We start from the raw sequence: 25,350 nt of genomic DNA on the forward strand, positions 1-25,350 counted from the left end.
ACCAAAACTGCAACCTGCCGAGGATAGCACGTATCCAACGACAGAGCCCAGCCCCAACAGGTGGGGGCCATGACGGCGATGAATCAGGAGCCGTCGGAAAGCTCCGGCAGCCCGGCGACGAGAGCGGCCAATCCGTCCACGTCGAGCAGGTCGGCCGGACGCACCGTGGCCCCCTCCCGCACATAGTGGAACGCCGCCCGCACGTGCGTCACCGGCACGCCGGCCAGCTCGGCCCAGGCCAGGCGGTAGGCGGCCAACTGCACGGCCGCCGCGGCCGCCTCCGCCCCGTCGGGCCGGCGCCCGGTCTTCCAGTCGACCACGTCGAAGCGTCCACCCGGATCGGCGAAGACCGCGTCCATCCGACCCCGCACCACCACCCCCGCGATCGCCGTGGCGAACGGCACCTCCACCTCGACCGGCGCCCGGTCGGCCCACTCGCTCGCCAGGAACCGCTCCTGCAGCTCCAGCAGCGCGTCGTCCGGGGCGGCGTCCTCGTCGGCGGCACCCGGCAACTCGTCCACATCCAGCAGCCGCTCCGCGCCGAAACGCTGCTCCAGCCACGCGTGGAACGCGGTGCCGCGCCGGGCGTACGGATCGGGGCGGGACGGGAGTGGGCGGCGCAGCGACCGGGCCAGCGCATACGGGTCACGGCGCAGCGCGACGAGCTGCGACACCGAAAGGTGATCGGGAAGCGCGACCTCGACCGGCCCCACGCGTTGGGTGAGACGCTCCCGTTCGGCGAGGAGCAACTCGGTCTCCTGCCGCCACCGCGCCACATCCGGGTCCGCCTCTCCCCCGGCCACCTCGCCCTCGGCCTCGCCGTCGACGCCCTCCCCGGCAGGGCTCTCCCGATCATCGACGGCGTCGTCGTCGCGCGACGGGGCGTCCGGGCCGGCTGACATGAGCTGCCGGACCAGGACCGCCGCCTCCGCCACCAACGGGCGTCGGATTCCGAGCGGGTCCGCCGGCCACTCCGCGCGTACGGTCAGCGCGCTCGTCGGGTTGGTGGAGTCCGGGGTCGGCTCGGGCGCCCAGACGTCGACGACGCCGTCCCCCGCCCGGCAGCGCTCCGCCACCTCCTCCAGAAACACCGACGGTCCGCGGGGCTTCTTGACCCCCTCACCCCACCAGTAACCGGAGCAGAGCAGCAGCCGGCGCGGCCGGGTCACCGCGACGTACGCCAGCCGGCGCTCCTCGCGCTCGTCGTGCTCGTGCCAGCGGTCGCCGAAGTCGGTCAGCGCCCGGGCCACCTCGCGCTGGTCCTCCGCCTCGTCGAGGTCGAGGCGGGGCAGGCCGTCGGCGTCACCGCGCAGCGGGAACGGCAGCACGCCGAGGCCGTAGAGATAGTGGTCCGAGCCGCGGACCGGGCCCGGCCAGACGCTGCGGGTCAGTCCGGCCACCGAGACGACGTCCCACTCCAGCCCCTTGGCGGCGTGCGCGGTGAGGATCTGCACCGCCCCCTCGACCACCTCGACCTCGCCGGGCGCGAGCCCCCGCTCCTCGTCCTCGGCGGCGGCCAGGAACGCGAGAAAACCGGCGAGAGCCCCGCCCTCGGAGTCGCTGGCGAAGCGGACCGCCACGTCGCCGAGCGCGTCGAGGTGACCGCGGGCCAGTCCGGCGTCGCCTCCCCGGCCGTCGCTGCCGGCGCGGACGGCCACCTCGACGTCGAGTCCGATGGTGCGCTCGACGTCGGCGACCAGGTCGGGCAGGGGCTGGTCGAGCCGGTATCGCAGCAGCGCGAGCTCCCGGCCGTACGCCCGCAGCCGGGCGTAGCCCTCCGCCGAATAGGTCTGCGGCGGCCCCAGGTCGGCCAGTGCCTCGACCAGGGTGGCCTCGTCGAGCCGATCCGTGACGATTTCGGGCTCGTCGTCCGGGCCACGGCCGACCTGCCGGCGCGCGGCAGCGATCGATTTCGCGCGGCGGTGCAGCGCCACGAGGTCACGGGGACCGATCCGCCAACGGGCGCCGGTGAGCAGTCGGAGCAGCGAGGCGCCGTCGGTGGGGTCGGCGAGCACCCGCAGCGTGCAGACGACGTCGCGGACCTCTGGGGTGTCGAGCAGTCCACCGAGCCCGACCACCTCGACCGGGAGCCCCCGGGCCCGCAGGGCGGCCTCGATCGCCGGGATCTGACTGCGCAGCCGGACCAGCACCGCGCTCGTGGGGCGCAGCTCCAGCGGAATCTGCTCGGGGGTGGCACCGGCCATCCGGGACGCGCCCCGCCAGGCGGCGAGCATGCTGTCGCCGATCCAGTCGGCCTCGTCCTCGAAGGTCTGCAGCAGTGCGCAATGGACCGTGCCGCCGGACCTGCCGCGCGCGGTGCGACCCGGAATGGGGTCGTCGACCCGGCCGGCCGCGGCGAGTTCCGCCACGCGCGCCCCGGCCTCCCGCAGCGGCGTCGAGAGCCCGTTGGCGACGCCGAGGATCTCCGGCCGGTTGCGCCAACTGGTGGTCAGGGTCAGCGTCCGGGCGGCAGCGCCCCCCAGCCGCGCGAACTCTCCGGGGAACCGGTCGAGCGTGCCCGCGCTCGCCCCCCGCCATCCGTAGATCGACTGGCACGGGTCTCCGACGGCGGTGACCGGGTGGCCGCCGGCGTAGAGCGAGCGGAGGAGCACCACCTGGGCATGGCTGGTGTCCTGGTATTCGTCGAGCAGCACCACCCGGTAGCGCTCGCGCTCGACCTCGCCGACCTCGGGATGGTCGCGCGCCACGAGGGCCGCCCGCGCCATCTGGTCGCCGAAGTCCATCGCCTCGAAGCCCTGCTTGCGCTGGTCGTAGGCGCGCACCAGCGGCAGCAGGCGCAACCGGAGCTGCTGGACGGAGAGCGCGCGGCGCACGTCGGCGTAGACCTTGCCGGGCCGCGACTGCACGTCCGCGAAGAACCTGCCGGTCCAGGCCGCCAGCTCATCGGGGGTCACCAGGTGCTCGGCCAGCTCTCCGGCGAGCGCCAGGATCCCGTCGGTCACCGTGCTCGGCATCCGGTCCACATCGGACATGTCGCCGTTGTAGTTGCGGACCAGCATGTCGACGATCTGCCAGCGGGACGCCTCGGTGAGCAGTCGGGTGGTGGGTTCGAAGCCGGCCCGCAGCCCGTGCTCCGTGACGACCCGGGCGGCGTACGAGTGGTAGGTGGCGACCGTCGGCTCACCGCTGAGCAGGTCGTCGCCGGGATCGCGCCCTTCCCGACCCAGTCGGCGCACCAGTTGCCCGAGCCGCATCCGGATGCGGTGGGCCAACTCGCCGGCGGCCTTGCGGGTGAAGGTGAGCCCGAGGATCTGCTCCGGTCGGGCGTAGCCGTTGGCGACGAGCCACACCACGCGCGCCGCCATGGTCTCGGTCTTGCCCGAGCCGGCCCCGGCGACCACGAGCAGCGGCTCCACCGGCGACGCGATGATCGCGGCCTGTTCGGCGGTCGGCGCGTGCAGCCGCAGCAGACGGGCGAGCTCCAGCGGCGTGTAGCGCGGACCGGCGTCGGCGGCGCGCCGCGGCGGGGGCGCCGCGGTGAACAGGGACGGCTGGGTCACGCCCGCTCCCCGCCTTGTTCGCGATATGTCGGCGGCTCCACGACCTGGCGCCCCTTTCCGGAGACGGGACAGCTGGTTCGCACGGGACAGACGCGGCACTTGGAGTTGACCACGGCCGCGAAGGTGGACGCCGCCATGGTGTCGGCGGTGCGTCGCACCATCGCACCGGCCCAGCCGGCCTCCTCGCCCTCCCCGAGCGCGGCCTGGGCCTGCTCCTTCGCCTCCTTCGCGGTCGTGCCGAGCTGCACCAGCGCCGCCCCGCCGGACTCGTCGCCGAACTCGGCGAACGCCCCGGCCTCCACGGCGGCCTGGTAGGCCCCGAGCTGCGGATGCTCGGTCAGCTCGGCGGCGGTCACCGCCGTCGACTTGCCGGTCTTGAGGTCGATCACCACCAGCCGTCCCTCGGCGTCCACCTCGAGCCGGTCGACGCGGCCGGTCAGCTCGATCGGCCGCTGCGGATCGTCGAGGCGGACGGCGAACTCGTGCTCGATCGCGAGCAGTCGCCGGGGGTTGGCGGCGAGCCAGCGCAGCAGCTTGTCGACCATCGCCTCGGCACGGGACAGCTCCGCCCCGGCCATCCAGCGCGCCGCGAGGTCGATCGCGTCGAACCGGGCCGCCACGTATTCCAGCAGCTGCCCCCGGTCGGCGCTGGCGTCCTCGGCCAGCATCGCCGCCGCGTGCACGAGGTTGCCCACGCCCTGCGCGGAACTCGACGGACCGCTCCCCCCGTGCTTCTCCAGCAGCCAGCGCAGGCTGCACCGCAGCGCGCTCTCCATTGTGGAGGGGGTCACCTTGACCGGGTCCCCCTCATCGACGAGCGGCCGGTCATCGGAGAGCGCGCGCAGCCCCCACCAGTCGTCCGGGTGCGCCCCGGCGACGCCGGCGACGGCGAGGCGGGCCAGCTCGGCGGCGGCCGCGCGCCGTCGGGCCTGTCCCGCGGACGGGTCGGTCACCGCGGTGCGCAGCTCCGCGACGAGCGCCGCGAGGGTGAGCGCGCGGGGCGGGCGACCCACCGGCAGCTCCCCCGGCTCGGCCGGCTCGGTCCCGCCGTCACCCGGCTCGCCGTCGGCCCCCGACGCACCCTCGCCCGACGCGCTCTCCACCGGCCGCACCGGTCCGCCGTCCGGTGGCGGGCCGTCGCCCCCTTCCGTCGGCGGCGCCCCGGCCGCACCCAGCTCGTACAGGAACCGGCTGGGCTGCTCCTCCTGGTCGACCCCGCCGACCGCGGTCGAGGCGACCGCGGTCACCAGCAGCCGCCGCCGCGCGCGGGTCGCCGCGACGTAGAACAACCGGCGCTCCTCGTCGAGCAGCGCCGAGGTCTGGCCGACCAGTGACGCGGCGACGCCGGCACCCTCGGCCCGCCCGGCGAGAACGTCGACGAGGCGCTCGGAGCCGAGCAGGCTGCCCCGCAGCCGCAGATCGGGCCAGATCCCCTCCTGCACGCCGGCGATCGCCACCAGGTCCCATTCCAGACCCTTGGCGGCGTGCGCGGTGAGCAGACGTACGGTCTCGCCGCGGTCGGCGCTGGGCGCGAGGGTGTCGGCCGGCAGTTGCTGACCGAGCACATGCTCGAGGAAGACCTCGGTGCGCGCGCCGGGCAGCCGGTCCACGAACCGCGCCGCCGCGTCGAAGAGCACGACCACGGCGTCGAGGTCACGGTCGGCTGCGACGGCACGCCACCGTGCCCCGCCGTCCCCCTCACTGGTCGCGGCCCGGGCGCGCGAGATCGCGCCGAACCAGCGATCGGCGAGGCCGGTCGCCCGCCACACCGCCCACAGCACGTCCTCGGCGGTCGCACCGGGCGCGGCGGCCGCCTCCCGGGCGCTGGCCAGCAGCCCCGCGACGGCCTGCGCGGGGGCGGCCCAGCGCCGTTCGACGGCTGCCAGCTCGGCCGGGTCGCGCAGCGCGTCGACCAGCAGCTCGCCGGAGGGGCGCCGATCATCCGCGGCGAGCGCGAGCGCCCGGAGCCCCTGACGCAGCCGTCGCTCGGCGAGCGGATCCGCATTGCCGAGCGGCGAGTGCAGCAGCGCGACGGCCGCCTCCTCGTCGAGCCGCTCGGGCTCCAGGGCACAGCGCAGCAGAAGCAGCAGCGGCGCCACCGCGGGTTGCAGGTGCAGCGGCAGGTCCTCGGCGTGCACGATGGCCGGCACCCCGGCCGCGTGCAGGGCCCGCTGCAACGGCGGCAGCTGCAACGAGGTCGACCGCACGATCACGGCCATCCGCGACCACGGCACGCCGTCGAGCAGGTGCGCCGCGCGGAGCGCGTGGGCCAGGTACGCCGACTCGCCCGTGCGGGAGCGGAAGGTGCGGACGTCGACCGTTGCCGGGACGGCGTCGGGCAGCGGCCGCAGGTCACGGTGCCCGATCGGCCCGCGGAGCCGGCGGGCCAGCCGCCGGGTCACGTCGAGCAGCCCCGGGCCGCTGCGGTAGGACGTGGTGAGCGTGATGCTGCGGGCCACGGCGCCGGAGGCGGTGCGGAAGCGGTGCGGGAAGCCGCCGACGATCGCGGGGTCGGCGCCCCGGAATGCGTACGTCGAGGAGTCCGGGTCCGCGAAGGCGATCAGCGGCTTGCCGCCGCCGGCGACGAGCGTGAGCAGGTCGATCTGGGCCGGGTCGGTGTCGGCGAGCTCGTCGACGTAGACGTACGACAGTCGGCGCCGCTCGGCGTCGAGCAGCGCCGGGTCGTCGGTGAGCAGCCCGGCCGCGGCCCGGACCAGCTCGGCGTTGTCGTAGGCGACCGAGCCACGGGTGGTCACGTCGCGCAGGGCGAGCACCGCGACGTATTCGCGCAGGAACCGGGCGGCGGCCGGCCAGTCCGCGCGCCCCAGCCGCTCTCCCAGCCGGGCCAGCTCGACCGGGCCGACGCCCCGCTCGGCCGCGCGTTGCATGAGGTCGCGGAGCTGGGCGGCGAAGGCCCGGGTGCGCAGTGCCGGGCGCAGATCCTCGGGCCAGCCGATCGGGTCGGCCGCGGCGTCCTCGCCGGCCACGTCGAGCAGCTCACGGATGATCAGGTCCTGCTCGGGGCCGGTCAGCAGCCGCGGTGAGGGCTCGCCCCGCTCGGCGGCGGCGCGACGCAGGAGACCGAACGCGTAGGCGGGAAAGGTGCGAACCAGTGGCTCGTGCACGACGCGTCGGCCGACGCCCGCGATCCGCGCCTCGATGCGGTGCCGCAGGGCGGTCGCGCCGCGGCGGCCGAAGGTGAGCACGAGGATGCGCTCCGGATCCGTGCCCTCGGCGACCCGGGCGGCGACGGCCTCGACCAGCGTGCCGGTCTTGCCGGTGCCCGGTCCGCCGACGACCAGCAGCGGCCCGGCGGTGTGCGCGACGACCTCCCGCTGCACGGGGTCGTCGACGCGCGCCGGCGCGGCCTCGGCCGGCCGACGGACCAGCCGGTACGCCTGCATCCGGCCATCTCACCATGCCGGTCCGACACCCCTGCCATGAGGAAGGGCCCCTCGTCACGGATTTCCGTACCGGAAGGGGCCCTCCTCACCTCTCAGGTGAGCTGGGTCTCGATCGCGTCGAGCGCGGCGGGCACCGAGTCGACCACGATCAACATCTCCAGGGCGGCCGGCCGGACGAACGCCGTGCCGGCGAGCCCGGCGAGCCAGTCGAGCAGGCCGCGGTAGAACCCGTCGGTGTCCACCAGCACGACGGGCTTCCGGTGCACGGCGAGGGTCGCCGTGGTCCAGACCTCGAACAGCTCGTCGAGCGTGCCGAGCCCGCCGGGAAGCGTGATGAAGGCGTCCGCTTTTTCGATCATGAGGGTCTTACGGCTGGCCATGCCGTCGGTGACCACCAGCTCGTCGGAGTGGGTGTCCGCGACCTCCAGATCGACCAGCGCCTGCGGAATGACCCCCAGGGTGTACCCGCCGGCCGCGCGGGCGCCGTCGGCGAGGGCGCCCATCATGCCGACGCAGCCGCCGCCGGAGACCAGGCTGTGCCCCCGCCGGGCGATCTCCTCGCCGGTCGCGGTCGCGACGTCGAGCCAGGGTTGTTCGAGGGTGCGCGACGAGGCGCAGAAGACACAGATGGCGGCCACGCGGTCAGCGCTCCCGACTGTCGGTCGACGCCGCCCGCTGGTCGGCCTCGGTCGTGGCGACCGAGGTCTCCTGCAGGGCGTCCTGCTCGGCGGCGAGCGCCGCATCGGCCTCGACGATGTGCCGCACGGCCGCGTCGACATCGTCGGTGAGGTAGATCAGCTCGAGATCCGCCGGACCGATCTTGCCGTGCTCCCCCATCGTGTCCCGCAGCCAGTCGAGCAGGCCCTGCCAGTAGCTCACCCCCAACAGCACGACCGGGAAGCGGGTCACCTTGCCGGTCTGCACGAGGGTCAACGCCTCGAAGAGCTCGTCCATGGTGCCGAACCCGCCGGGGAGCACCGCGAACGCCTGCGCGTACTTGACGAACATGGTCTTGCGGGCGAAGAAGTAACGGAAATTGATGCCGACGTCGACGGCGTCGTTGAGCCCCTGCTCGAACGGGAGCTCGATGCCGAGCCCCACGGAGAGTCCGCCGGCCTCGATCGCGCCCCGGTTGGCCGCCTCCATCACGCCGGGACCACCGCCGGTGATCACGGCGTACCCGGCGCGGGCGAGGGCCGCGCCGAGCTCCTCGGCCATCAGGCACTCCGGGCTCTCCGGTTTGCTCCGCGCCGAGCCGAAGACGCTGACCGCCGGAGGCAGATCGGCGAGCGTGTCGAAGCCCTCGACGAACTCGGAGAGGATGCGCAGCGCGCGCCACGCGTCCCTGGTCTTCCAGTCGCCGCGGGTGCGCGAGTCGAGGAGCCGCTGGTCGGCGGTGCTGACGGGAATTGACTCCCGCCGCAGCGTGACCGCGCCGCGGTGTCGTTCCGGCCCGGGGTGGCGGCCGTCATTCCGGCCGTTCGCGTGCTTCATCCGCTCCACGGTAGTGCCGCCACGTCGGTCCCATGCCGAACCCGCCGTCACCGTGCGACGGGAATCCTCCCTCGCAGGAAGAAACATCGGATTCGCGGCAACCAAAACCGGTGCTCACGCGTCTTTAGTTTCACATACTGGGTATGCACGGCGCCCGGCACCCCCGCCGGGCACCTTCGGGGGAGGGAGCAACCGTGATGATCCCTAGCGAGCTGGTCCGGCTTCGGCGTCAGATGCACCGACGGATCCGCGAGGTGGTGGCCGAACGTCGCATGGCGGTGGCGCAGCCATCCCGCGAGAGCGAGACGACCCAGGAACTCAGCCCGGTCGATCAAGGACCCATGCCCACGAGTTGATCGTGCGCGCAGGTCCTTGATCGACGTAGGCACGCCGTCCGGCGCGCGGCGCTCAGACGGAGGTGAGCCACCGGCGCAGCATCGCGGCGCCGTCCCGGATCTTCGGGATCTCCACGTGCTCGTCGGCCGCGTGGGCGAGCATCGGATCGCCCGGCCCGAAATTCAGCGCCGGAATGCCGAGCGCCGCGAAGCGGGCCACGTCGGTCCAGCCCAGCTTCGCCACCGGCGCCGCGTCCACCGCCGCCAGGAACTCCTGCGCGAGCGGCGCGGCGAGCCCCGGCAACGCCCCGGCGGCGGAGTCGGTCACCTCGACCTCGAAACCGTCCAAGACCTCGCGTACGTGGGCCTGCGCCTGCTCCTCCGTACGATCCGGCGCGAACCGGTAGTTGACCTCGACCTCGCAACTGTCCGGGATCACGTTGCCGGCGATGCCACCGGTGATGCGGACGGCGTTCATCCCCTCCCGGTAGGTGCAGCCGTCGATGGTGACCGTGCGCGCCTCGTACGCCTCGAGACGACGCAGCAGGTCGCCGGCCGCGTGGATCGCGTTCACCCCACGCCACGAGCGCGCCGCGTGCGCCCGGCGGCCGCTGGTGCGCACCCGCGCCCGCATCGTCCCCTGGCAGCCCGCCTCGACCACCCCGTACGTCGGTTCGAGCAGCATCGCGAAGTCGGCCGTCAGCCACTCCGGATGCGCCTGCGCGACCAGATTGAGTCCGTTGTACGCCGAGTCGATCTCCTCGGCCTCGTAGAAGAAATAGGTCACGTCGTAGCGCGGCTCGGGCGCGGCGACCGCGAGGTGCAGGGCGAGCGCGACGCCCGACTTCATGTCCGACGTGCCGCATCCGTACATCAGGTCGCCGTCGACCGTCGCCGGGAAGTTGCCCGCCAGCGGCACCGTGTCCAGGTGTCCGGCGAGCACCACCCGTTGGGCCCGGCCCAGGTCGGTGCGGGCCATCACGGTGTTGCCGAAGCGCTCCACCGACAGGTGCGCCACCCCGCGCAGCACCTCCTCGACGCAGTCCGCGATCTCCTTCTCGTTTCGCGAGACGGACTCGATGTCGACCAGCGCACGGGTCAACGCGACGGGATCGGCCAACACCTCGGGGGTCAGCGGGTTCAGCATGGTTCGCACGGTACCTTTTCCGGGAATCGGTGCGGCCGGGTGGCCGCACTCGGCGGGCGGAGCGGGGCAACCGCTCCCGGCCGCCCGGCGCACGCCAACGTGAACGGAAGGCAGCTCTGTGACGGTTTCGGCGCAGCCCGCCTGGGGCATCGGCCTGGCCACGACGACCGCTGAGGGGCAGGTGCTCGACACCTGGTATCCGACCGGCAAGCTGGGGCTGGGCACGGCGCCGCGGCTGTCGGAGACAAGCAGCGCCGACCCGCTGGAGCTGCCGGCGGGCGCACTGGACGACCGCGTGCTGCCCGGTCTGAGCACCGTCGTGGTGGTCACCGAGATCGGCTCCCTCGCCGATCCGATCAAGGACACCTCCGACGCGTACCTGCGGTTGCACCTGCTCTCCCACCGCCTGGTCCGCCCCAACGAACTCAACCTCGACGGCATCTTCGGCCTGCTGCCCAACGTGGCCTGGACCTCTGCCGGCCCCTGCCCGCCGGAGCGGGTCGACGAGCTGCGGATCATCGAACGGTCCGCCGGCCGGCACCTCGCCGTCTACGGCGTGGACAAGTTCCCGCGGATGACCGACTACGTGGTGCCGTCCGGGGTGCGCATCGCCGACGCCGACCGGGTGCGGCTCGGCGCCCACCTCGCGTCCGGCACCACCGTGATGCACGAGGGCTTCTGCAATTTCAACGCCGGCACCCTCGGCGCCTCGATGGTCGAGGGGCGCATCGTGGCCGGCGTGGTGGTCGGCGACGGCTCCGACATCGGTGGCGGCGCGTCCATCATGGGCACGCTCTCCGGCGGCGGTAAGGAAAAGGTCCGCATCGGTGAGCGCAGCCTGCTCGGCGCAAACTCCGGGGTCGGTATCTCGATCGGTGACGACTGCGTGGTCGAAGCGGGCTGCTACATCACGGCCGCGTCGAAGATCGCCCTCCCGGACGGGCGCGTGGTGAAGGCCCGCGAGCTGTCGGGGGTCAACGGGCTGCTCTTCTGGCGCAACTCGGTCACCGGCGCCCTGGAGGCCCGCCCGCGCACGGGCACCGGCATCGAACTCAACGCCGCGCTGCACGCCAACGACTGACGCGCGACGGTCGCCCGGACCTGTGCCGGGTCCGGGCGACCGCGACGCTCACTTCAGCCGGTACGCCCGGATGACGCGCTGGGTGACCGTGTTGCCGGCCCGGTCCACGGCGCTCGCGCGCAGCGACGCGTATCCGCCGCCGCCCGGATGCTGCACAGTGGCCACCCAGCCGTGCCGGACCGCGCGCACCTTCGCAACCTGCCAGGTCTTCCCATCGTCGTACGACACCTCGACGGTCAGCTTCCGCACGCCCGCCGGCGGTGCGCCGGGCTGCCGCTGGACCGTGACCGGGATGTCGAAGGCCCGCCCCGCCGGGGCGGCGTTCCGCACATCGAGCCCGGGGGCGAACCGGACCGCCATCACCGGCAGCTTCGCCGGCGCCTCGCCGTCGACGTGGGCGGACGGGAACATCCACGCCCCGCTGACCTCGGTCGCCAGATCGCTGACGCTGCGGGTCACCCTCGTCTCCAGCCGGTAACTCGCCCGCTGCGGCGGCACCGTGAACCGCCCCCAGCCGGCCTCATCGTTCTCCTCGACGAGTCTCCCGTTGCGGTAGAGGGCGGTGCGGGCGGTGTCGGTGAGCGAGGCCCCGATGTGCCCGAAACTGTCACCGAAGAGCGGCACGAGCGCCTGCAGCGTGTCGCCCTGCCGGCTCACCCAGTCCTCCGGCCACCGCGAGGTCGGGAAGACCGGGCCGAACGGCGCCCCGTTCCACTGCTCCCGATGGTCGCGCCCCGCCCGATACTCGGTCGGCACCGATTGCAGCATGGCCGTCAGGTCCAGCCACGGCTGCTCGGTCGGGGTGCCGAAGTCCAGCTCGGACGTCCAGCGCACACCCTTGGTGTAGTAGTGCTCGACCCGATGGCCGGGCACGGCGGTCCGCAGGACGACCGCGCCGGCCCCGACGTCCGGCGAGTGCACCGGGAAGACCAGCCGTTCCGCCGCCCCGCCCGGCGGGCTGCCCCGGAATTCGTGGTGCACGGTGGCGAGCTCGCTCCGCCGGTAATCCCGGAGGAACCCGGTCGGCATCCGCCCCGGCACCAGCTCGCTGACGGCGTACAGGGAAGGGGTGTTGTCGAAGCCGTCGTCCGGTGTCGGCTCCGCCCACTGGGCCGCCAAGGACGCGACGAACCGCTCGGCCGGCACCGCGGCGCCGAGCTGCGCGGCGGTCAGCCCTTCGAAGTCGGCGGCGAACAGCCCGATGTTGTAGGCGCCGTCCTTCGTGAAGTACGTGACGGCGACGTCGACCAGAACGGGTGCGACCCGCCGATCGGGCACGGTCATCCGGACCGGCTTCCCGCGGCGGGCGTCCAGGCTCACCGCGGTGTCCCGGGTCAGCGTCAGCTCCGGCTGCACGAGCGCCGTGGTGTCGAACTCGTCGTCGCCACGAGGGGTGCCGATGTAGCTGGAGACGCCGTAGCGACCCTTCGGCAGGCGCAGGGTCGTCGTGCCGTCCTCCTCGTACGGCCGGTTGGCGGCGTACTCGTCGAGCCCCACGACCAGGGAGAAGTAGTCCGAGGTGAGCGCGCCGGAGCGGTCGAGGTGGGTGAGGGTGAGGTTGTAGCTCTCCACCTCCTGGTTGACCGCGAGCGGGGTGAGCACCACGGCCGGCCCGGCGGTGGCGACCAGATGTCCGGAGTAGATCCCGTCGGGGCCACCGAGGCTGGTGTCGGCGGTGACCGTCACCTGCGCCTGCCCACCGGCGGGCACGGTGACCCGCTCCGCGCCGGCCCGGAACATGCCCGGCGGCGGGGTGACGCCCTGCGGCCCGCTGACCTGAACCGCGAGGGCGAGCGTGAGGTCGGCGGAGCCCCCGTTGCGGTAGGTCACCGTACGGGTGATCGCCGGGTCGTCCGCGTGCGGCCAGATCGCCCGGCCGTACGAGACGCTCACGGGTTCGCTGGTGACGGTCTGGGTGATCGCGCGGGCCACGTCGACCCGCCCCGCCCCCTGCTCGTACGCCGTGAGCTCCGGGCGCGGCTTCGCGGACGCCGTCAACGTGGCCTTCAGCTGGCCGGCCTGCCACTGCGGGTGCTGCTGGGCGAGGAGCGCCGCCGCGCCGACGACGTGCGGGGTCGCCATGGATGTTCCGGAAGCGGCGACGTAACCGTCACCGGCCGGCTCGCCCATCTGCGTCCCGCTCGCTCTCGCGGCGACGATGTCGACGCCCGGCGCGGTGATGTCCGGCTTGACCGCCTCGTCGCCCACCCGTGGTCCCCGGCTGGAAAAGGAAGCGAGTTCGTCGGACTTGTCGACGGCGCCGACGGTCAGCGCCGCGTCGGCACTCCCCGGCGAGCTGACCGAGGCGGGCGCGCCGTCGTTGCCGGCGGCGATCACGAAGAGCGTGCCGGTCTGCTGGGTGAGCGTGTTGACCGCCTGCTCCATCGGGTCGATCTCCGGCCCGTCCGGGCCACCGAGACTGAGGTTGACCACGTCGGCGTGCTTCTCCGTCGCGGCCCACTGCATCCCGGCGAGGATCGCCGAGTCGGAGCAGAAGTTGGATTCGCAGACCTTGCCCGAGATGACGGTGGCGTCGGGGGCGACACCCTTGTACTTCCCACCCGAGGCGGCTCCGCTGCCGGCTATCGTCGAGGCGACGTGGGTGCCGTGCCCGACGGTGTCGCCCGGCTCGGGCGCTTCGCTGAAGTTTCTCGACTCGGCGATCTTGCCGGCCAGGTCCGGGTGAGCGCCGTCGACGCCGGTGTCCAGCACCGCCACCGTGACGCCGCGTCCCGTGTAGCCGGCCTGGTAGGCGGCGGGGGCGCCGATCTGCGGCACGCTCTGGTCCAGGCTGACCTGCCGCTTGCCGTCGAGCCAGATCCGGTCGATCCCGCCGGCCGTGTCGGCCCGGGCGGTGTCCCGGTCGGCGGTGACCCGAGACCACAGGGCCGCCGCGCCGTCCTTCGCCGCGGCGACCGCGGCACCGCCGATCACCGGTAGCTCGCGGGTGACCCGGGCGTCGGAGGCGCCGAGGGCGGCCCGGGCGCGGGCGGCGGCCGCGGCGCGGTAGGTGACGATCAGCGGCAGGGTGTCGCGGGCGGCATCGTGGTAACCGAGTCGCGCCAGCGCGGTGACGTTGAACAGCCGGCGGTCGAGCTTGCCGCTCTGCACCAGACGCTGCGCGTCCTGCGGGACCACGTACAGCTCGCCGCGTTCGCGGCTGACGGAGAAGCGCAGCCGCTCGCGGCCGTTGGCCGGACGTACGGCGGTCTTGGCGGCGTCGGCGCCGGCCAGCGTGACCCGGTCGCCGGTGAGCAGCGTGACGGTGACCGACTGCCGGGTGGCCTTTTCGGCCGATGTCGGCGACCCGGTGTCGGACGGGCTCGCCCAGGCCGTCTGCCCGGCGCCGAGCACCAGTCCGACGGTGAGCGCGATGGCGGTAAATGTTCGCGGTACCTGCAACGCAAACCTCCCCGATCGACGTTCTTAGAACGTCAGGCTTCGATGGATGAGGTTGAGCATTGCATACCCGGTATGTAGTGCGCTGCCCCGAACATGCCATTCAAGAGAAGTTCATCACTGGATTACCGCGCGGGCGGTGTTGCGCTGCACCGGCACGACGACGGGGGCGCGGCGCAGCCAGGTGGTCGTCTCCTCGACCGCCATCGGGCGGGAGAACAGAAACCCCTGCCCGTACCCGCAGCCGAGCTCACCGAGGAGGTCGCGGTCGGCCGGTGTCTCGATCCCCTCCGCCACCACGTCCAGGCCGAGCGTCTGCGCGAGCCGGATGATGCCGAAGACCAACGCCCGCTGCCGCGACGACGAGGAAATGTCCGCGGTGAACGAGCGGTCGATCTTGAGTATGTCGATGGGGAGCTGCCGCAGATAGCTCAGGGACGAGAAGCCGGTGCCGAAATCGTCGATCGCCATCCGGACGCCCAGTTCGCGCAGCGTCATGAGATCGGCGCAGACCTGTTCGTGATCGCGCAGCAGCAGGCTCTCCGTCAGCTCCAGGACGACACGGTCCGGCGGCAGATCCGAGGCCGCGAGCGCGCCGCGCACCTTCTCCACGAAGCCCGCCGCCCGGAACTGCCGTGCCGAGACGTTGACGCTGACGTACGGCGCGCCCCCGGCCGGCGCGGTGGCGGCCCACTGCACGGCTGCGGCCAGGGCCTGCCGCAGGACCCAGTCCCCGATCGGCTCGATCAACCCGGTCTCCTCCGCCACCTCGATGAACCGGTCGGGGCCGAGCAACCCGAGCGTCGGATGGCGCCATCGCAGCAGCGCCTCCAACCCGGTCGTCCGCCCCGTGGCCAGCGCGACGATCGGCTGGTATTCGAGCGAGAAGTCGAGGTCGGCGTCCGCCTGGTCGAGCGCGGCGCGCAACTCCAGGCGCCGCATGACGGCGGTGTGCAGCGCCGCCTGATAACGCCGCCACCGACCCTTGCCGGCCCCCTTCGCCACGTACAGCGCCAGATCCGCATGGCGCAGCAGGTCGTCGCCGTCGCTCGCCTCCGCCGTGGTCGCCACACCGATGCTCACCGCCCCGTTGACGATGCTCTCGCCGACCCGGAAGGGCTCCGCGAACACCGCCACCAACCGCTCCGCGACCTGCTCCACGTCGGCCGGCCCCGGCACGTCCTCGACGAGGGCCGCGAACTCGTCGCCGCCGAGCCGCGCCGCGGTCGCCGCCGAGCCGAGCGTGGCGGCGAGGCGCTCGCCGACCGCGACCAGCAGGGCATCCCCAGCGGTGTGCCCCATCGTGTCGTTGACCACCTTGAAGTCGTCGAGGTCGATGAAGAGCACGCCGGCGGTGCGTCCGGTGCGGCGGGAACCGGCGACCGCGTGATGCACGCGTTCATGGAAGAGCACCCGGTTGGCCAGCCCGGTGAGCGCGTCATGAAACGCCCGGTGGGTCAGCTCCCGCTCCAGCCGGCGACGCTCGGTCACGTCGCGCAGGGTGATGACCAGCCCGCGCACCGTCCGGTCCCGCCGCAGGTCCCGACAGCTCACCTCGACCTGGATGGAGCTGCCGTCCGCGTGCCGCGCCGTCCAGTCCTCCCAGCGATGCGGCTCCGCCGCGGCGCGCACCCGCTTCAACGCCCCCGACATCCGCGGCCGGTCGTCCGGATGCACGATGGCGGCCAGCGTCGTGCAGGCCGCCGGCTCGAGGCCGAGCACGTCGGAGACCGACGGGCTGGCGTACCGGATCCGGTCGTCGTCGTCGTCGACGATGAGGATGACGTCAGCGGTGTTCTGCACCAGCGTGCGGAAGTACTCCTCACTGTGCCGCCGGTTGATCTCCTCGCTGAGGCTGATCCGCTCCAGCGCCAGCGCCGCCTGCCCCGCCAGCACCTCCAACGCGTCCCGCAGCGCGGTGAGCGCGACCACGTCGCCCGAGACGAGCAGGGCGCCGACCCGCGGCCCGCTGCCCGGCCCCTCGTCGCGCGGCTGGCCCGCGGACCGCTCGACGTCCGGACGCGGACGGCGCCGCGCCGGCTCGTCCGCGAGCACCAGCGGGCAGAGCACCGCGAACTCGAAATCCCCGAGCTGATCGGCGAGCACCGGCTGAAGGGTGCGCATCCGCAACAACCGGGTACGGCGCGCGGCGGCCGTCGCCCGGAACAGTCCCGGCCCGGCGGGGAGCGGGACGGATGCCCCCCAGATGCTCGCCGCCGCCGACGGCACGCCGCCGGACTGGTTGACCACGAAGACGACCCGGTGCGCGGAGCCGGGCGGCATCAGCCGGGCGACGCCTGTCCGCACCGCGCGGTTCACCGCGTGCGCGTCGGACGCGGAAACCAGAGCGGCGCACGCCTCACGTAAACCGTGCTCGCGCGCGACCGCCTGACGGTGCGTCTCCAGGGCGTCGGCGAGCCGGCTCAGCACCAGCGCGAACACGACCGCCGACGACAGCGCGATCACGGCTCCGTCGTGAACCTGCCCGGTCATCGACTGGAAGAGCAGCAGCGCGGGAGCGATCAACGACGAGAGTCCCAGGAGCAGCAGCCACGGCGTGCTCACCTGACCGCGTGACCGGGCCGCCGGTTCGACCAGCTTCGCCATGGAGGGATGCAACCCCGCCGCGCCCCACGCCGCGTAGAAGACGAGCCAACCCGATTCGACCGGACCGCCGTCCTGCCAGCTCCCGTCGATCACGGCCAGCCCGTAGAGGACGTCGGCACCGAGCATGCCTGCCGCGCCGACCGCCAGCAGGATCAGTGCCGGCGTGGGACGAGCCGCGGAGAGCAGTCGGACCATCGTGGCCGACACCAGCAGATCCCCGAGTGCGTAGCCGGCGAGCACCGACCGTTCGAAGGAACTGAAACCGGGCGCCGCGATAGACGGTGCGATGAGAAATATCCACGAAAGAAGAGCGACCGCGCAGACGAAGGTGAGGACGTCGAGCAGATTCGATCTATCCCGGATTAGCGCGCTGGCGCGGGTGAGTCCGAGCAGCCCGACCGCCAACAGTGGGAACATCGACAGGTAGAACACGTCGGGGAGAAAAGAATCGGCGCTGAGCGCGTAGACGGTGTCACCCGCGGCGAAAGCGAGAATCGCGACAGCGATGAGCCACCACGGGGACCGACGCGCCGGCCCGTGTCGACGAACACCGAGCGCTATGCCGCCGGCGCTGGTCAGGCCGATGGCGGCCCAGGTCGCCGCCGCCCAGTGCGGCGCGACGAAGACGCCGGCCGCGAGCACCCCGATGAGTACGGCGTAGCCGACAAGGATCTTCCGAGTCGACACCGACCCCCCTCCCCGTGGACGTGCGGAACCGCGCCAATTAATGGAACCCACCGGTGGCACCGGTTCACCGCTGCACGTCCAATGATCGGTCTACCAGTCCGCGCAACTCTCCGCCATACCCGGTTGTGAAATGCTGGCGCGGGCACCGTTTTGCACGTGATGTGGGCAGGAAAAACGGTCGCGCTCCCTGTCTGCAATTGAGCCCCGAGCCAGCGGACGGCGACGTTGACACGCACTACGGGCCTTCCGCGCCGGCCGCCCGGACGATCGCCGCCACTTCGGCGGGGCTCAGTCCGTGCCGCCGCGCCACCGCCTCGTACGACTCGCCCGCCCGCCACCGCTCCACCACGTCCTGGACGGGCAGCCCGGTCCGCTCCACGACGGGCACGCCGGAGCGCACCTCGGGATCGATGACGACGCTCGCCGGCTCGGCGTACCAACGGAGACGCAGCCGCGCCGGATACACCTCGGCGGGAGCCCAGACGATGCAGCCGAGGTAGTCCACGACCGCCTCGCGCAGCGGCAACCGCCGATCGCCGACCCGCGCCAGCTCGTCGCAGTCCGCGTAGTTGATGAAGAACTCCACCCCGTCATCCGCGATGCGGCGGTTGGCGAGCGCGTACGGGTCGGTGAAGCCGCTGCGGAGCGCGCCGACGGCGTCACGCAGTTGCTCCGGGGTGAGGCTCAGTTCGCTGAGGCAACGCAGGACGTACGCCTCGACGACGGCGACGAACGGCAGCGCCGGCGCGTCGGGCGTGACCGGCTCGACGCAGTGCACCAGGGGCGTCCCGGCGGCCTTGTCGCGGAGCCAGTGCCGCAGCGTGGCGAGCGGCATCTGCAGGTGGCGGGCGGTGTCCTCGGGCGTCAGGAGCGGATCCCGGAGCATGTGGATCATCGTTCCTCCCCACCACCCTGTCGCCCACGACCTCGTCCTCGCGATTCTGGAGCGCGGGGCATGACCGGCGCAGCGGAACGCGGCCTGCTGCGGAGGATCGGTTCGTCAATGCTGGCGCACGCCCGAGATGCCAGCAATACCCTGATTCATATGAGCGATCCGGTCGCCAACGGTCAGACAACGATGCCGGTGCAGCGCCATACCTTCCTCCTCGCCGACCGCGCCACCTGCGGCCCGCGCATCCCGCTCGACCGCAGCAACGGTCTCATCGATCCGCAGCCCGGCCTGGCTGTCATCTTCACCGGCATCGTCGGCGGCAACGTCCGCCTCGCGGTGGAGGCGCACGCGGCCGCGCCCGAGGTCGACACCACGGAGTGGGACGAGGTCGTTGACGCCACGATGGAGACGCCCACCGGCACGGTGCAGGTCCGCGGCGTGGACGAGGACGCCCCCGACCACCTCCCGGTGCTCACCGCGGCCGGCCCGGGTTCCTACCGCGTGCGCGTCCACGCCCGCGGTCGCGACACCGCCGTCGACGAGGTGGAACGCCAGCCCGTCGAGGACTACCTGATCGCCGTCTGGCCCGAGGCCCCGGCGCCGGTGACCGTCCACAAGCAGACCGACGGATACGGTGGGCTGCTGCGCCGCACGCTGCCCATACACCGGTGACGGCCGTGCTCAAGCAAGACGGACGAGCAGGTCGCGCCGGTGGGCCGTGCCGGCGATCAGTTCCGCGTTGACCTGGTCGCTGCCCCGCGCCCGGGCCGCCGCCGCCACCGCGTCCCGACCGAACGTCATGTGCCGTGCGGTCAGCCGTCGCAGCCGCTCCTCCTCGTCGACGTCGAGGTACCACGCCTCGTCGAGCAGGCGCCGCACCTCACCCCACGGAGACTCCGGCACCAGCAGGTAGTTGCCCTCGGTCACGACGAGCCGCACCGAGGGCGGCACCGGGATCGCCCCGGCCACCGGCTCCTCGACCTCGCGCCGGAACTCGGGGGCGTAGACCGTCTCCGTGCCGCCGGCGCGCAGCCGCCGGAGCAGCGCCACGTACCCGGCGCCGTCGAATGTGTCGATCGCGCCCTTGCGATCGTGCCGCCCCAACCGGTGCAGCTCCGCCTCGGCCAGGTGGAAACCGTCCATCGGCACGAGCGCCGCGGCCGGACCGAGCGCGGCGACAAGCTCCGCGGCGAGGCTCGACTTGCCCGACCCGGGCGCGCCGACGATGCCGAGCAGCTGCCGCGGGCCGGCGTCGGCGAGGGCCCGGGCCCGGGCCACCAGTTCGCCGGGGGTCAGCGTGGCGCCCACGGGCCGTCGTCAGCCGGCGGGCCGGGTGACCGCGGTCGGCTCGCTGATCGCGAACCGCGCCTCGACGGCGGTCTGCACCGTCTGCACCTGCGGGTCGAGTTGCAGCTCCGGCACGGCGGCCCCGCCCCATTCGGCGCCGGTCGCGCCGTAGGCGACGGTGCGCATCATCGGCTGGTTTGCCAGGCCCGTGTCGGCGAGCTCCAACAGCCCGGTCACCCGTGCGCCGAGCGCGTCCGCGTATTCCCGCGCCCGCGTCAGCGCCTCGCCGATCGCGGCGCGCCGTGCCTCGCCGTGCACAGGGCTGTCCGGGCGCAGCTCCCACCACGGGCCGGCCACACCGGTCTGGTCCTGGTCGGCGAGACGGAGCATCAGCTCGCCGAGCACGGTGAAGTCGGAGACGGTGACGGTGGTGGTGACGCTCCCCTGGTAGGCGGCGACCCGCTCGCCCGCGCGCTTGAGCTCGGGCCGCACCTGCAGACCGCCGGTCTCCCGGCGTTCGATCGCGGCACCGTAGCCGTCGATCAGCGCGCGGACCGCCTCACTCCGGGCGGCGAGCCGCGCGAGGGTGGCCTGGCGTTCCTTGTCGCGTGCCGCGACGGTGACGGAGAAGCGCGCGATCTCCGGGGGGACCTCGCGGATCACCTCGCCGCGCACCGCGACAACCGGATCATCGACCATGGCACCACCCTAGGCGCTGCCGGCTTCCCCAGCCACCACCAAGCCCCTTCCCCGCCGGCACACCGCTTCCCCGTCGATCAAGGACGAATTCCGGTGGAACGATCTCCGATCGTGTGAATACGTCCTTGATCGGCGGGATCTTCCTTGGTCAGGGGGCGAGGCGGTCGGCGGCGGCGGCGACCCGTTCGTCGCTCGCGGTCAGCGCCACGCGTACGTGGCGGTTGCCCGCCGGGCCGTAGAACGCCCCCGGCGCGACCAGGATGCCGCGCTCCGCCAGCCAATCCACCGTGGACCAGCACTCCTCGTCGCGGGTGGCCCAGAGATAGAGCCCCGCGGTGGAGTGCGACAACTGGAACCCCGCCCTGGTCAGCGCCGACCGCAGCACCTCACGCCGGGCGGCGTAGCGCGACCGCTGCGCGTCGACGTGCGTCTCGTCACCGAGCGCCGCGATCATCGCGGCCTGCACGGGCGCCGGCACGATCATGCCGGCGTGCTTACGGAGCGCCAGCAACTCCCGGACGATCGCGGGGTCGCCCGCGATGAACCCCGCTCGGTAGCCGGCGACGTTGGAACGCTTGGAGAGCGAATGCACCGCCAGCACACCCTCGTACGAGCCGTCGCACACCTGGGGCGACAGCACCGACAGCGGCGTCTCCTCCCAGCCCAGCGAGAGGTAGCACTCGTCACTGGCGACGACCGCGCCTCGCTCGCGCGCCCACGCGACGACCTTGCGCAGGTGGGCGGCGGGAAGCACCTGACCGGTCGGGTTGGAGGGCGAGTTGACCCAGACCAGGCGGACCCGCGAGGTGGGGCCGACGGCGGTCAGCGAGTCCGCGCGCACCACGGTGGCGCCGGCGAGCCGCGCGCCGACCTCGTAGGTCGGGTAACAGACCGACGGGATCACGACCACGTCGCCGGGGCCGATGCCGAGCAGGGTCGGGAGCCACGCGACGAGCTCCTTCGAGCCCATCGTCGGCAGCACCCCGAGCCCGTCCGCCCGGGCTCCGGCCACCCGGACCAGCCAGTCGGTCAACGCCGCCCGGAGTCCCGGCGAACCCGCGGTGAGCGGATAGCCCGGGGTGTCCGCAGCGGCCGACAGCGCCTGCTGGACGAGGAGCGGCACCGGGTCGACCGGAGTGCCGACGGACAGGTCGACGATCCCGTCGGCGTGACGGGCGGCGGCCGCCTTGGCCGGCTCCAGCAGGTCCCACGGGAAGTCGGGCAGCCCGGCCGAGGCGGGCCGGGCTGCCGAGCTGCTCAGTGTGCGTCTCCGCGCGGCGGCTGCGCCGCCACGAATGTCGCGTCCTTCTCGATCTTGCCGACCTTGGAGGCGCCGCCCGGAGAACCCAGGTCCTCGAAGAACTCGTAGTTCGCCGAGGTGTAGTCCTTCCACTGCTCCGGCACGTCGTCCTCGTAGAAGATGGCCTCTACTGGGCAGACCGGCTCACAGGCCCCGCAGTCCACGCACTCATCCGGGTGGATGTAGAGCATCCGGTTACCCTCATAGATGCAGTCAACCGGGCACTCTTCGATGCACGCCTTGTCGAGCACATCGACGCACGGCTCGGCGATGATGTAGGTCACGGGTCTTCCTCTCCGCAAGCCACGCCGCGATCTCCCGCGGCGGGTAAGAGCCTAGTATCTCGCCGGAGAGGGGGTCGATCGTGCTCCGACGGCAGGACGTGGGACACCGGGTCGTAGTCCGGCGAATTATAGGCATTCGAGGCGAACGGCCGCTCTTCTCCGACGCTCTGGGCGAACTGGTCGCGCTCAGCGAGACGGATCTCACTCTGGCGACCGCCGCCGGGCCCCTCCGGGTACCGCTGCGGGACGTCCACCGGGCCAAGCGGGTGCCGCCCGCGCGGCGGCCGACCGCGGCGCACGTCGCGGCCGTGGAACTCGCCGCGAACGAGGCGTGGCCCGCGCCGGTGCAGGACCGTCTCGGCGACTGGCTGCTCCGCTCGGCGGAGGGTTGGACGGGGCGGGCGAACTCCGCGCTGCCGGTGGGCGACCCCGACCGGCCACTCGCGGATGCGATCGACGCGGTGCAGCGGTGGTACGCGGAACGCGGACAGCCCGCCATGATGAACGTCCCGCTGCCGCTCGCCGCCCCGGTCGGCGTGGCGCTCGACGAGCGCGGCTGGGGCAGCCGGCCGCTGACGTTGGTGCAGACCGCGCCGCTCGCGGCGCTCCTGAACGCTCTCCCCGAGCGCCCCGATCTGCCCCCGGTCGCGCTCACGCCGGCCCCGTCGGACGCCTGGCTCGCGATGGCCGCCGCGCGCAAAGCGGGGCCGGGCACGCCGTTGCCGGCCGCCGCGCTCCACCTGCTCACCGCCGTGGACCGGGTCCGCTTCGCCCACCTGTACGGGGAGAGCGGCGAACTGGTGGCCGTCGCCCGTGGCACGGTCACCGGGGCGGGACGGTGGCTCGGCGTGGTGCTCGTCGAGGTGGTGCCCGCCGAGCGCCGGCGCGGGCTCGCCCAGCATGTCCTCCGGGCGTTGGCCGGGTGGGGCGCCGACGCCGGCGCTCGGGACGCGTTCCTGCAGGTGGAGGAACGCAACACCGGTGCCGTCGCGCTCTACGCCCGACTCGGCTTCCGCACCCATCACACATACCTGACGCGGGTCGCCCCGGACGCCGGCTGACCACGTCGACGGTCGACGGCCGGCGGAGGTCAGCGGCGGACGACGCGGCGGGGCTTGGCGAGTCGGGTCTCGGCGTACCGCTTGAGCGACTGCGACCGGTAGTCCAGGCCGAAGGCGGTGAGCAGCAGGTAGCCGAGGAGTGCCCCGCCCCCGGCGAACGCGCCGTAGAGCCAGATCTGCGAGAAGAAGGCCCCCACGCCGTTGCTGAAGGGGGTGCCACCGCTGATGAACGGCCCGACGAAGATGGTCAGCGCCATCGCGGCGAGGACGGCCACGGCGACGTCCACGCCCCAGCGGGGGAACGGGTGACGACGGCCGCGGACGACGGCGACGGTCGCCAGGATCAGGCCGATCACCACGAACATGGCGAGCGACATCCGGTCCTCGACCTCCGGGTCGGCGTCGAACCCGAAACGGGTGACCAGTCGGGCCACCACGTTGACCGCGAACAGGACGCCCGCGAGCACACCGACCGGCAGCCAACGGTTCTTCATGGTGTCCTCCCCACAACACACGCCGATCCCGACGGTCGGTCACGGGCGCTCCCCGCGGACGCCAACGCCGGTGACGTGTCATCGCGGATGAATTCTCGCGCGTGATCTCTTTACCGTGTTGACGCGAGAAGCGCCAGGCATCCCGAGTAAACCGCCCGATACCGTCGGTGGCAACGCGGACGCGGACGGGCGCCGCGTCAGCGACGCGGAGCGAGCACCAGCCGGAACGCGACGACCGTGAACACCGTGACACCGACGAAGATCGTGACGATCCCCACCCAGTTCTTCCCGGACAGCAGGACGTCGCCTTCGGCCGTGCCGCCCGCGGCGAGAACCATCGCGGCGAACCAGGGGATGGACGGCAGGGCGAGCGCCCATTTCGCGCCGACGGTCTGCTGTGCGAACCAGCTCAGCGCCAGGTTGGCGACGATGGCGATCAGTACGGAGAGACCGATCAGCACGCCTCCGACCCGCAGCGTCGCGAAGAGCAGCTCGAGCGCCGCCGTCAGCAGCGCCGCTACCACGGAGATCACCCCACCCAGCACCCGCAGGACGGGATCGACGACGCCACCCAGCCGGGATGGCCGTGCGGATTCGACGGGGGCGGTCATCTGCGGCGCGAGGCTCACCGGGCCACGGCCTCCGCCTGCACGTCACTGCGCTCCCCGGCCACCGGCAGGCCGGCGAAGAGGTCGCTCTCCCAGTTGTGCGGGCCGCCGCCGGGGCCGCGCTTCCCGTACGCGAGTGTGTAGCACTCCATGCCCATGAACTCGTTGCCGAAGTTGCCGGCGATCGAGTAGAGCCAGGACGTCTCCGGAATCTGCGTGGCGTGGGCGCGCATCGCCGCCACCTTGGCGTCGTGGTGGTCGGTGCCGTCGATCCGGGCCGCGATCTCGGAGTCCGGAGTGCCGAAGGGCAGCTCGTCGAGGTCGTCGAAGCCAGCGAACGGGTTGTCCGAGGATTCCTGGAACGCGGTCATGCCCGCCTCCAGCACGCTCCTCGGCATCGCCGTCCAGTAGATCTTGTCCGGCCCGAAGCCCTCGGCGGTGGCCCGCTCGGCGGCGAGCATCGCGACGCGGTGGGCCTGGATGTGGTCGGGGTGGCCGTAGAAGCCGTTGTCGTCGTAGGTGATCACGACCTGCGGACGCACCTCACGCATGACCTCCACCAGGTATCCAGCGGCCTCGTCCAGGTCGGCCTGCCAGAACGCGCGCGGGTGGTCGTTGGTGGGCAGCCCCATCATGCCGGAGTCGCGGTAACGTCCGGCCCCGCCCAGGAACCGGTGGTCGCTCACACCCAGCGCGGCGCAGGCGGCGTTGAGCTCCGCGATCCGATAACCGCCGAGCTGATCGGCCTTCGCCGCGAGCAGCCCCGACAGCTCGGGCACATGGATCTCGCCCTCCTCGCCGAGGGTGCAGGTCACCAGGGTGACGTGCGCGCCGGCCGCCGCGTAGTGGGCCATCGTCGCGCCGGTGCCGATCACCTCGTCGTCGGGGTGGGCGTGGACGAGCAGCAGGCGGCGGGCAGCGAGGTTGCTCACGTCGGCCACTGTACGCGCGCGCCCGGCCAGGCTACGCCGGGCAGCGCCGGGCGGCCCCGACATGCGCCCGACCGCGCGACGCCGGCGACGACGCGCACGCACTTCGCCACCGGCGGAC

Annotated in this window: 18 protein-coding genes; 3 read left to right on the forward strand and 15 right to left on the reverse strand. The window is 72.9% G+C overall.

What is annotated here, in order from left to right; translation table 11 throughout:
* Window positions 1-83: 83 nt before the first annotated feature.
* From AB0J06_RS01105 to dapE, 5 genes are all read right to left on the reverse strand, one after another.
* Complete coding sequence (locus AB0J06_RS01105; RefSeq protein WP_357423214.1) at window positions 84-3,521, reverse strand: UvrD-helicase domain-containing protein; 3,438 nt, start codon at window positions 3,519-3,521, stop codon at window positions 84-86.
* Window positions 3,518-6,925 carry an ATP-dependent DNA helicase gene (locus AB0J06_RS01110; RefSeq protein WP_357423216.1) on the reverse strand — a complete coding sequence of 1,136 codons (3,408 nt, stop codon included), beginning with the start codon at window positions 6,923-6,925 and terminating at the stop codon, window positions 3,518-3,520. The genes AB0J06_RS01105 and AB0J06_RS01110 overlap by 4 nt, the downstream gene beginning before the upstream one ends.
* 92 nt (window positions 6,926-7,017) lie before the next feature.
* Window positions 7,018-7,563, reverse strand: a complete 546-nt coding sequence (locus AB0J06_RS01115) for a TIGR00730 family Rossman fold protein (RefSeq protein ID WP_357423218.1) — start codon at window positions 7,561-7,563, stop codon at window positions 7,018-7,020.
* Window positions 7,564-7,567: 4 nt separating this feature from the next.
* Complete coding sequence (locus AB0J06_RS01120; protein ID WP_357423220.1) at window positions 7,568-8,419, reverse strand: TIGR00730 family Rossman fold protein; 852 nt, start codon at window positions 8,417-8,419, stop codon at window positions 7,568-7,570.
* Between the two features lie 408 nt (window positions 8,420-8,827).
* Window positions 8,828-9,901, reverse strand: a complete 1,074-nt coding sequence (gene dapE / locus AB0J06_RS01125) for a succinyl-diaminopimelate desuccinylase (RefSeq protein ID WP_357423222.1) — start codon at window positions 9,899-9,901, stop codon at window positions 8,828-8,830.
* A 118-nt stretch (window positions 9,902-10,019) separates the two neighbouring features.
* Here dapE and dapD point away from each other — a divergent pair, with 118 nt between their 5' ends.
* A complete protein-coding gene (dapD, locus tag AB0J06_RS01130; RefSeq protein ID WP_357423224.1) occupies window positions 10,020-10,982 on the forward strand; it encodes a 2,3,4,5-tetrahydropyridine-2,6-dicarboxylate N-succinyltransferase in 963 nt (320 codons plus the stop codon).
* Window positions 10,983-11,030: 48 nt separating this feature from the next.
* On the opposite strand, the gene AB0J06_RS01135 is transcribed toward dapD, so the two are convergent.
* The 3 genes from AB0J06_RS01135 to AB0J06_RS01145 form a co-directional block, all read right to left on the reverse strand.
* A complete protein-coding gene (locus tag AB0J06_RS01135; protein ID WP_357423226.1) occupies window positions 11,031-14,384 on the reverse strand; it encodes a S8 family serine peptidase in 3,354 nt (1,117 codons plus the stop codon).
* Between the two features lie 114 nt (window positions 14,385-14,498).
* Window positions 14,499-17,675, reverse strand: a complete 3,177-nt coding sequence (locus AB0J06_RS01140; protein ID WP_357423228.1) for an EAL domain-containing protein — start codon at window positions 17,673-17,675, stop codon at window positions 14,499-14,501.
* A 235-nt stretch (window positions 17,676-17,910) separates the two neighbouring features.
* Entirely contained in the window at window positions 17,911-18,570 is a 660-nt protein-coding gene (locus AB0J06_RS01145; RefSeq protein ID WP_357423230.1) for a DUF433 domain-containing protein, read from the reverse strand.
* A 150-nt stretch (window positions 18,571-18,720) separates the two neighbouring features.
* Here AB0J06_RS01145 and AB0J06_RS01150 point away from each other — a divergent pair, with 150 nt between their 5' ends.
* Window positions 18,721-19,239 (forward strand): hypothetical protein, encoded by a 519-nt coding sequence (locus AB0J06_RS01150; protein ID WP_357423232.1) that lies wholly within the window; start codon window positions 18,721-18,723, stop codon window positions 19,237-19,239.
* Window positions 19,240-19,248: 9 nt separating this feature from the next.
* Here AB0J06_RS01150 and AB0J06_RS01155 read toward each other — a convergent pair whose 3' ends face one another.
* The 4 genes from AB0J06_RS01155 to fdxA form a co-directional block, all read right to left on the reverse strand.
* Window positions 19,249-19,875, reverse strand: a complete 627-nt coding sequence (locus tag AB0J06_RS01155) for a nucleoside/nucleotide kinase family protein (protein ID WP_357423234.1) — start codon at window positions 19,873-19,875, stop codon at window positions 19,249-19,251.
* Between the two features lie 9 nt (window positions 19,876-19,884).
* Window positions 19,885-20,553, reverse strand: a complete 669-nt coding sequence (locus AB0J06_RS01160) for an SIMPL domain-containing protein (protein ID WP_357423236.1) — start codon at window positions 20,551-20,553, stop codon at window positions 19,885-19,887.
* Between the two features lie 148 nt (window positions 20,554-20,701).
* Window positions 20,702-21,814: a succinyldiaminopimelate transaminase gene (gene dapC / locus AB0J06_RS01165; RefSeq protein WP_357423472.1), complete on the reverse strand. Its 1,113-nt coding sequence runs from the start codon at window positions 21,812-21,814 to the stop codon at window positions 20,702-20,704.
* The gene (gene fdxA / locus AB0J06_RS01170; protein WP_357423238.1) at window positions 21,811-22,137 is read right to left on the reverse strand and encodes a ferredoxin; all 327 of its coding nucleotides are present in this window, start codon (window positions 22,135-22,137) and stop codon (window positions 21,811-21,813) included. The genes dapC and fdxA overlap by 4 nt, the downstream gene beginning before the upstream one ends.
* A gap of 80 nt (window positions 22,138-22,217) precedes the next feature.
* On the opposite strand from fdxA, the gene AB0J06_RS01175 reads away from it, so the two are divergent.
* Entirely contained in the window at window positions 22,218-23,198 is a 981-nt protein-coding gene (locus AB0J06_RS01175) for a GNAT family N-acetyltransferase (protein ID WP_357423240.1), read from the forward strand.
* A 29-nt stretch (window positions 23,199-23,227) separates the two neighbouring features.
* On the opposite strand, the gene AB0J06_RS01180 is transcribed toward AB0J06_RS01175, so the two are convergent.
* From AB0J06_RS01180 to mshB, 3 genes are all read right to left on the reverse strand, one after another.
* Window positions 23,228-23,692, reverse strand: coding sequence for a hypothetical protein (locus AB0J06_RS01180; protein WP_357423242.1), 465 nt, complete (start codon window positions 23,690-23,692; stop codon window positions 23,228-23,230).
* Between the two features lie 197 nt (window positions 23,693-23,889).
* The gene (locus AB0J06_RS01185; protein ID WP_357423474.1) at window positions 23,890-24,303 is read right to left on the reverse strand and encodes a hypothetical protein; all 414 of its coding nucleotides are present in this window, start codon (window positions 24,301-24,303) and stop codon (window positions 23,890-23,892) included.
* Window positions 24,304-24,317: 14 nt separating this feature from the next.
* Window positions 24,318-25,241 (reverse strand): N-acetyl-1-D-myo-inositol-2-amino-2-deoxy-alpha-D-glucopyranoside deacetylase, encoded by a 924-nt coding sequence (gene mshB / locus AB0J06_RS01190; protein WP_357423244.1) that lies wholly within the window; start codon window positions 25,239-25,241, stop codon window positions 24,318-24,320.
* Window positions 25,242-25,350: the final 109 nt, after the last annotated feature.

This window comes from Micromonospora sp. NPDC049679 (genome assembly GCF_040659735.1).
Taxonomy (GTDB): domain Bacteria; phylum Actinomycetota; class Actinomycetes; order Mycobacteriales; family Micromonosporaceae; genus Micromonospora_I.

Bases quoted from the DNA above. Each gene is read 5' to 3' on its own strand.
- AB0J06_RS01160 (WP_357423236.1), bottom strand. From the start codon at position 20,553: ATGGTCGATGATCCGGTTGTCGCGGTGCGCGGCGAGGTGATCCGCGAG.
- AB0J06_RS01120 (WP_357423220.1), bottom strand. From the start codon at position 8,419: ATGAAGCACGCGAACGGCCGGAATGACGGCCGCCACCCCGGGCCGGAA.
- AB0J06_RS01150 (WP_357423232.1), top strand. From the start codon at position 18,721: ATGAGCGATCCGGTCGCCAACGGTCAGACAACGATGCCGGTGCAGCGC.
- AB0J06_RS01185 (WP_357423474.1), bottom strand. From the start codon at position 24,303: ATGACCGCCCCCGTCGAATCCGCACGGCCATCCCGGCTGGGTGGCGTC.
- dapE (WP_357423222.1), bottom strand. From the start codon at position 9,901: ATGCTGAACCCGCTGACCCCCGAGGTGTTGGCCGATCCCGTCGCGTTG.
- AB0J06_RS01110 (WP_357423216.1), bottom strand. From the start codon at position 6,925: ATGCAGGCGTACCGGCTGGTCCGTCGGCCGGCCGAGGCCGCGCCGGCG.
- AB0J06_RS01145 (WP_357423230.1), bottom strand. From the start codon at position 18,570: ATGATCCACATGCTCCGGGATCCGCTCCTGACGCCCGAGGACACCGCC.
- AB0J06_RS01180 (WP_357423242.1), bottom strand. From the start codon at position 23,692: ATGAAGAACCGTTGGCTGCCGGTCGGTGTGCTCGCGGGCGTCCTGTTC.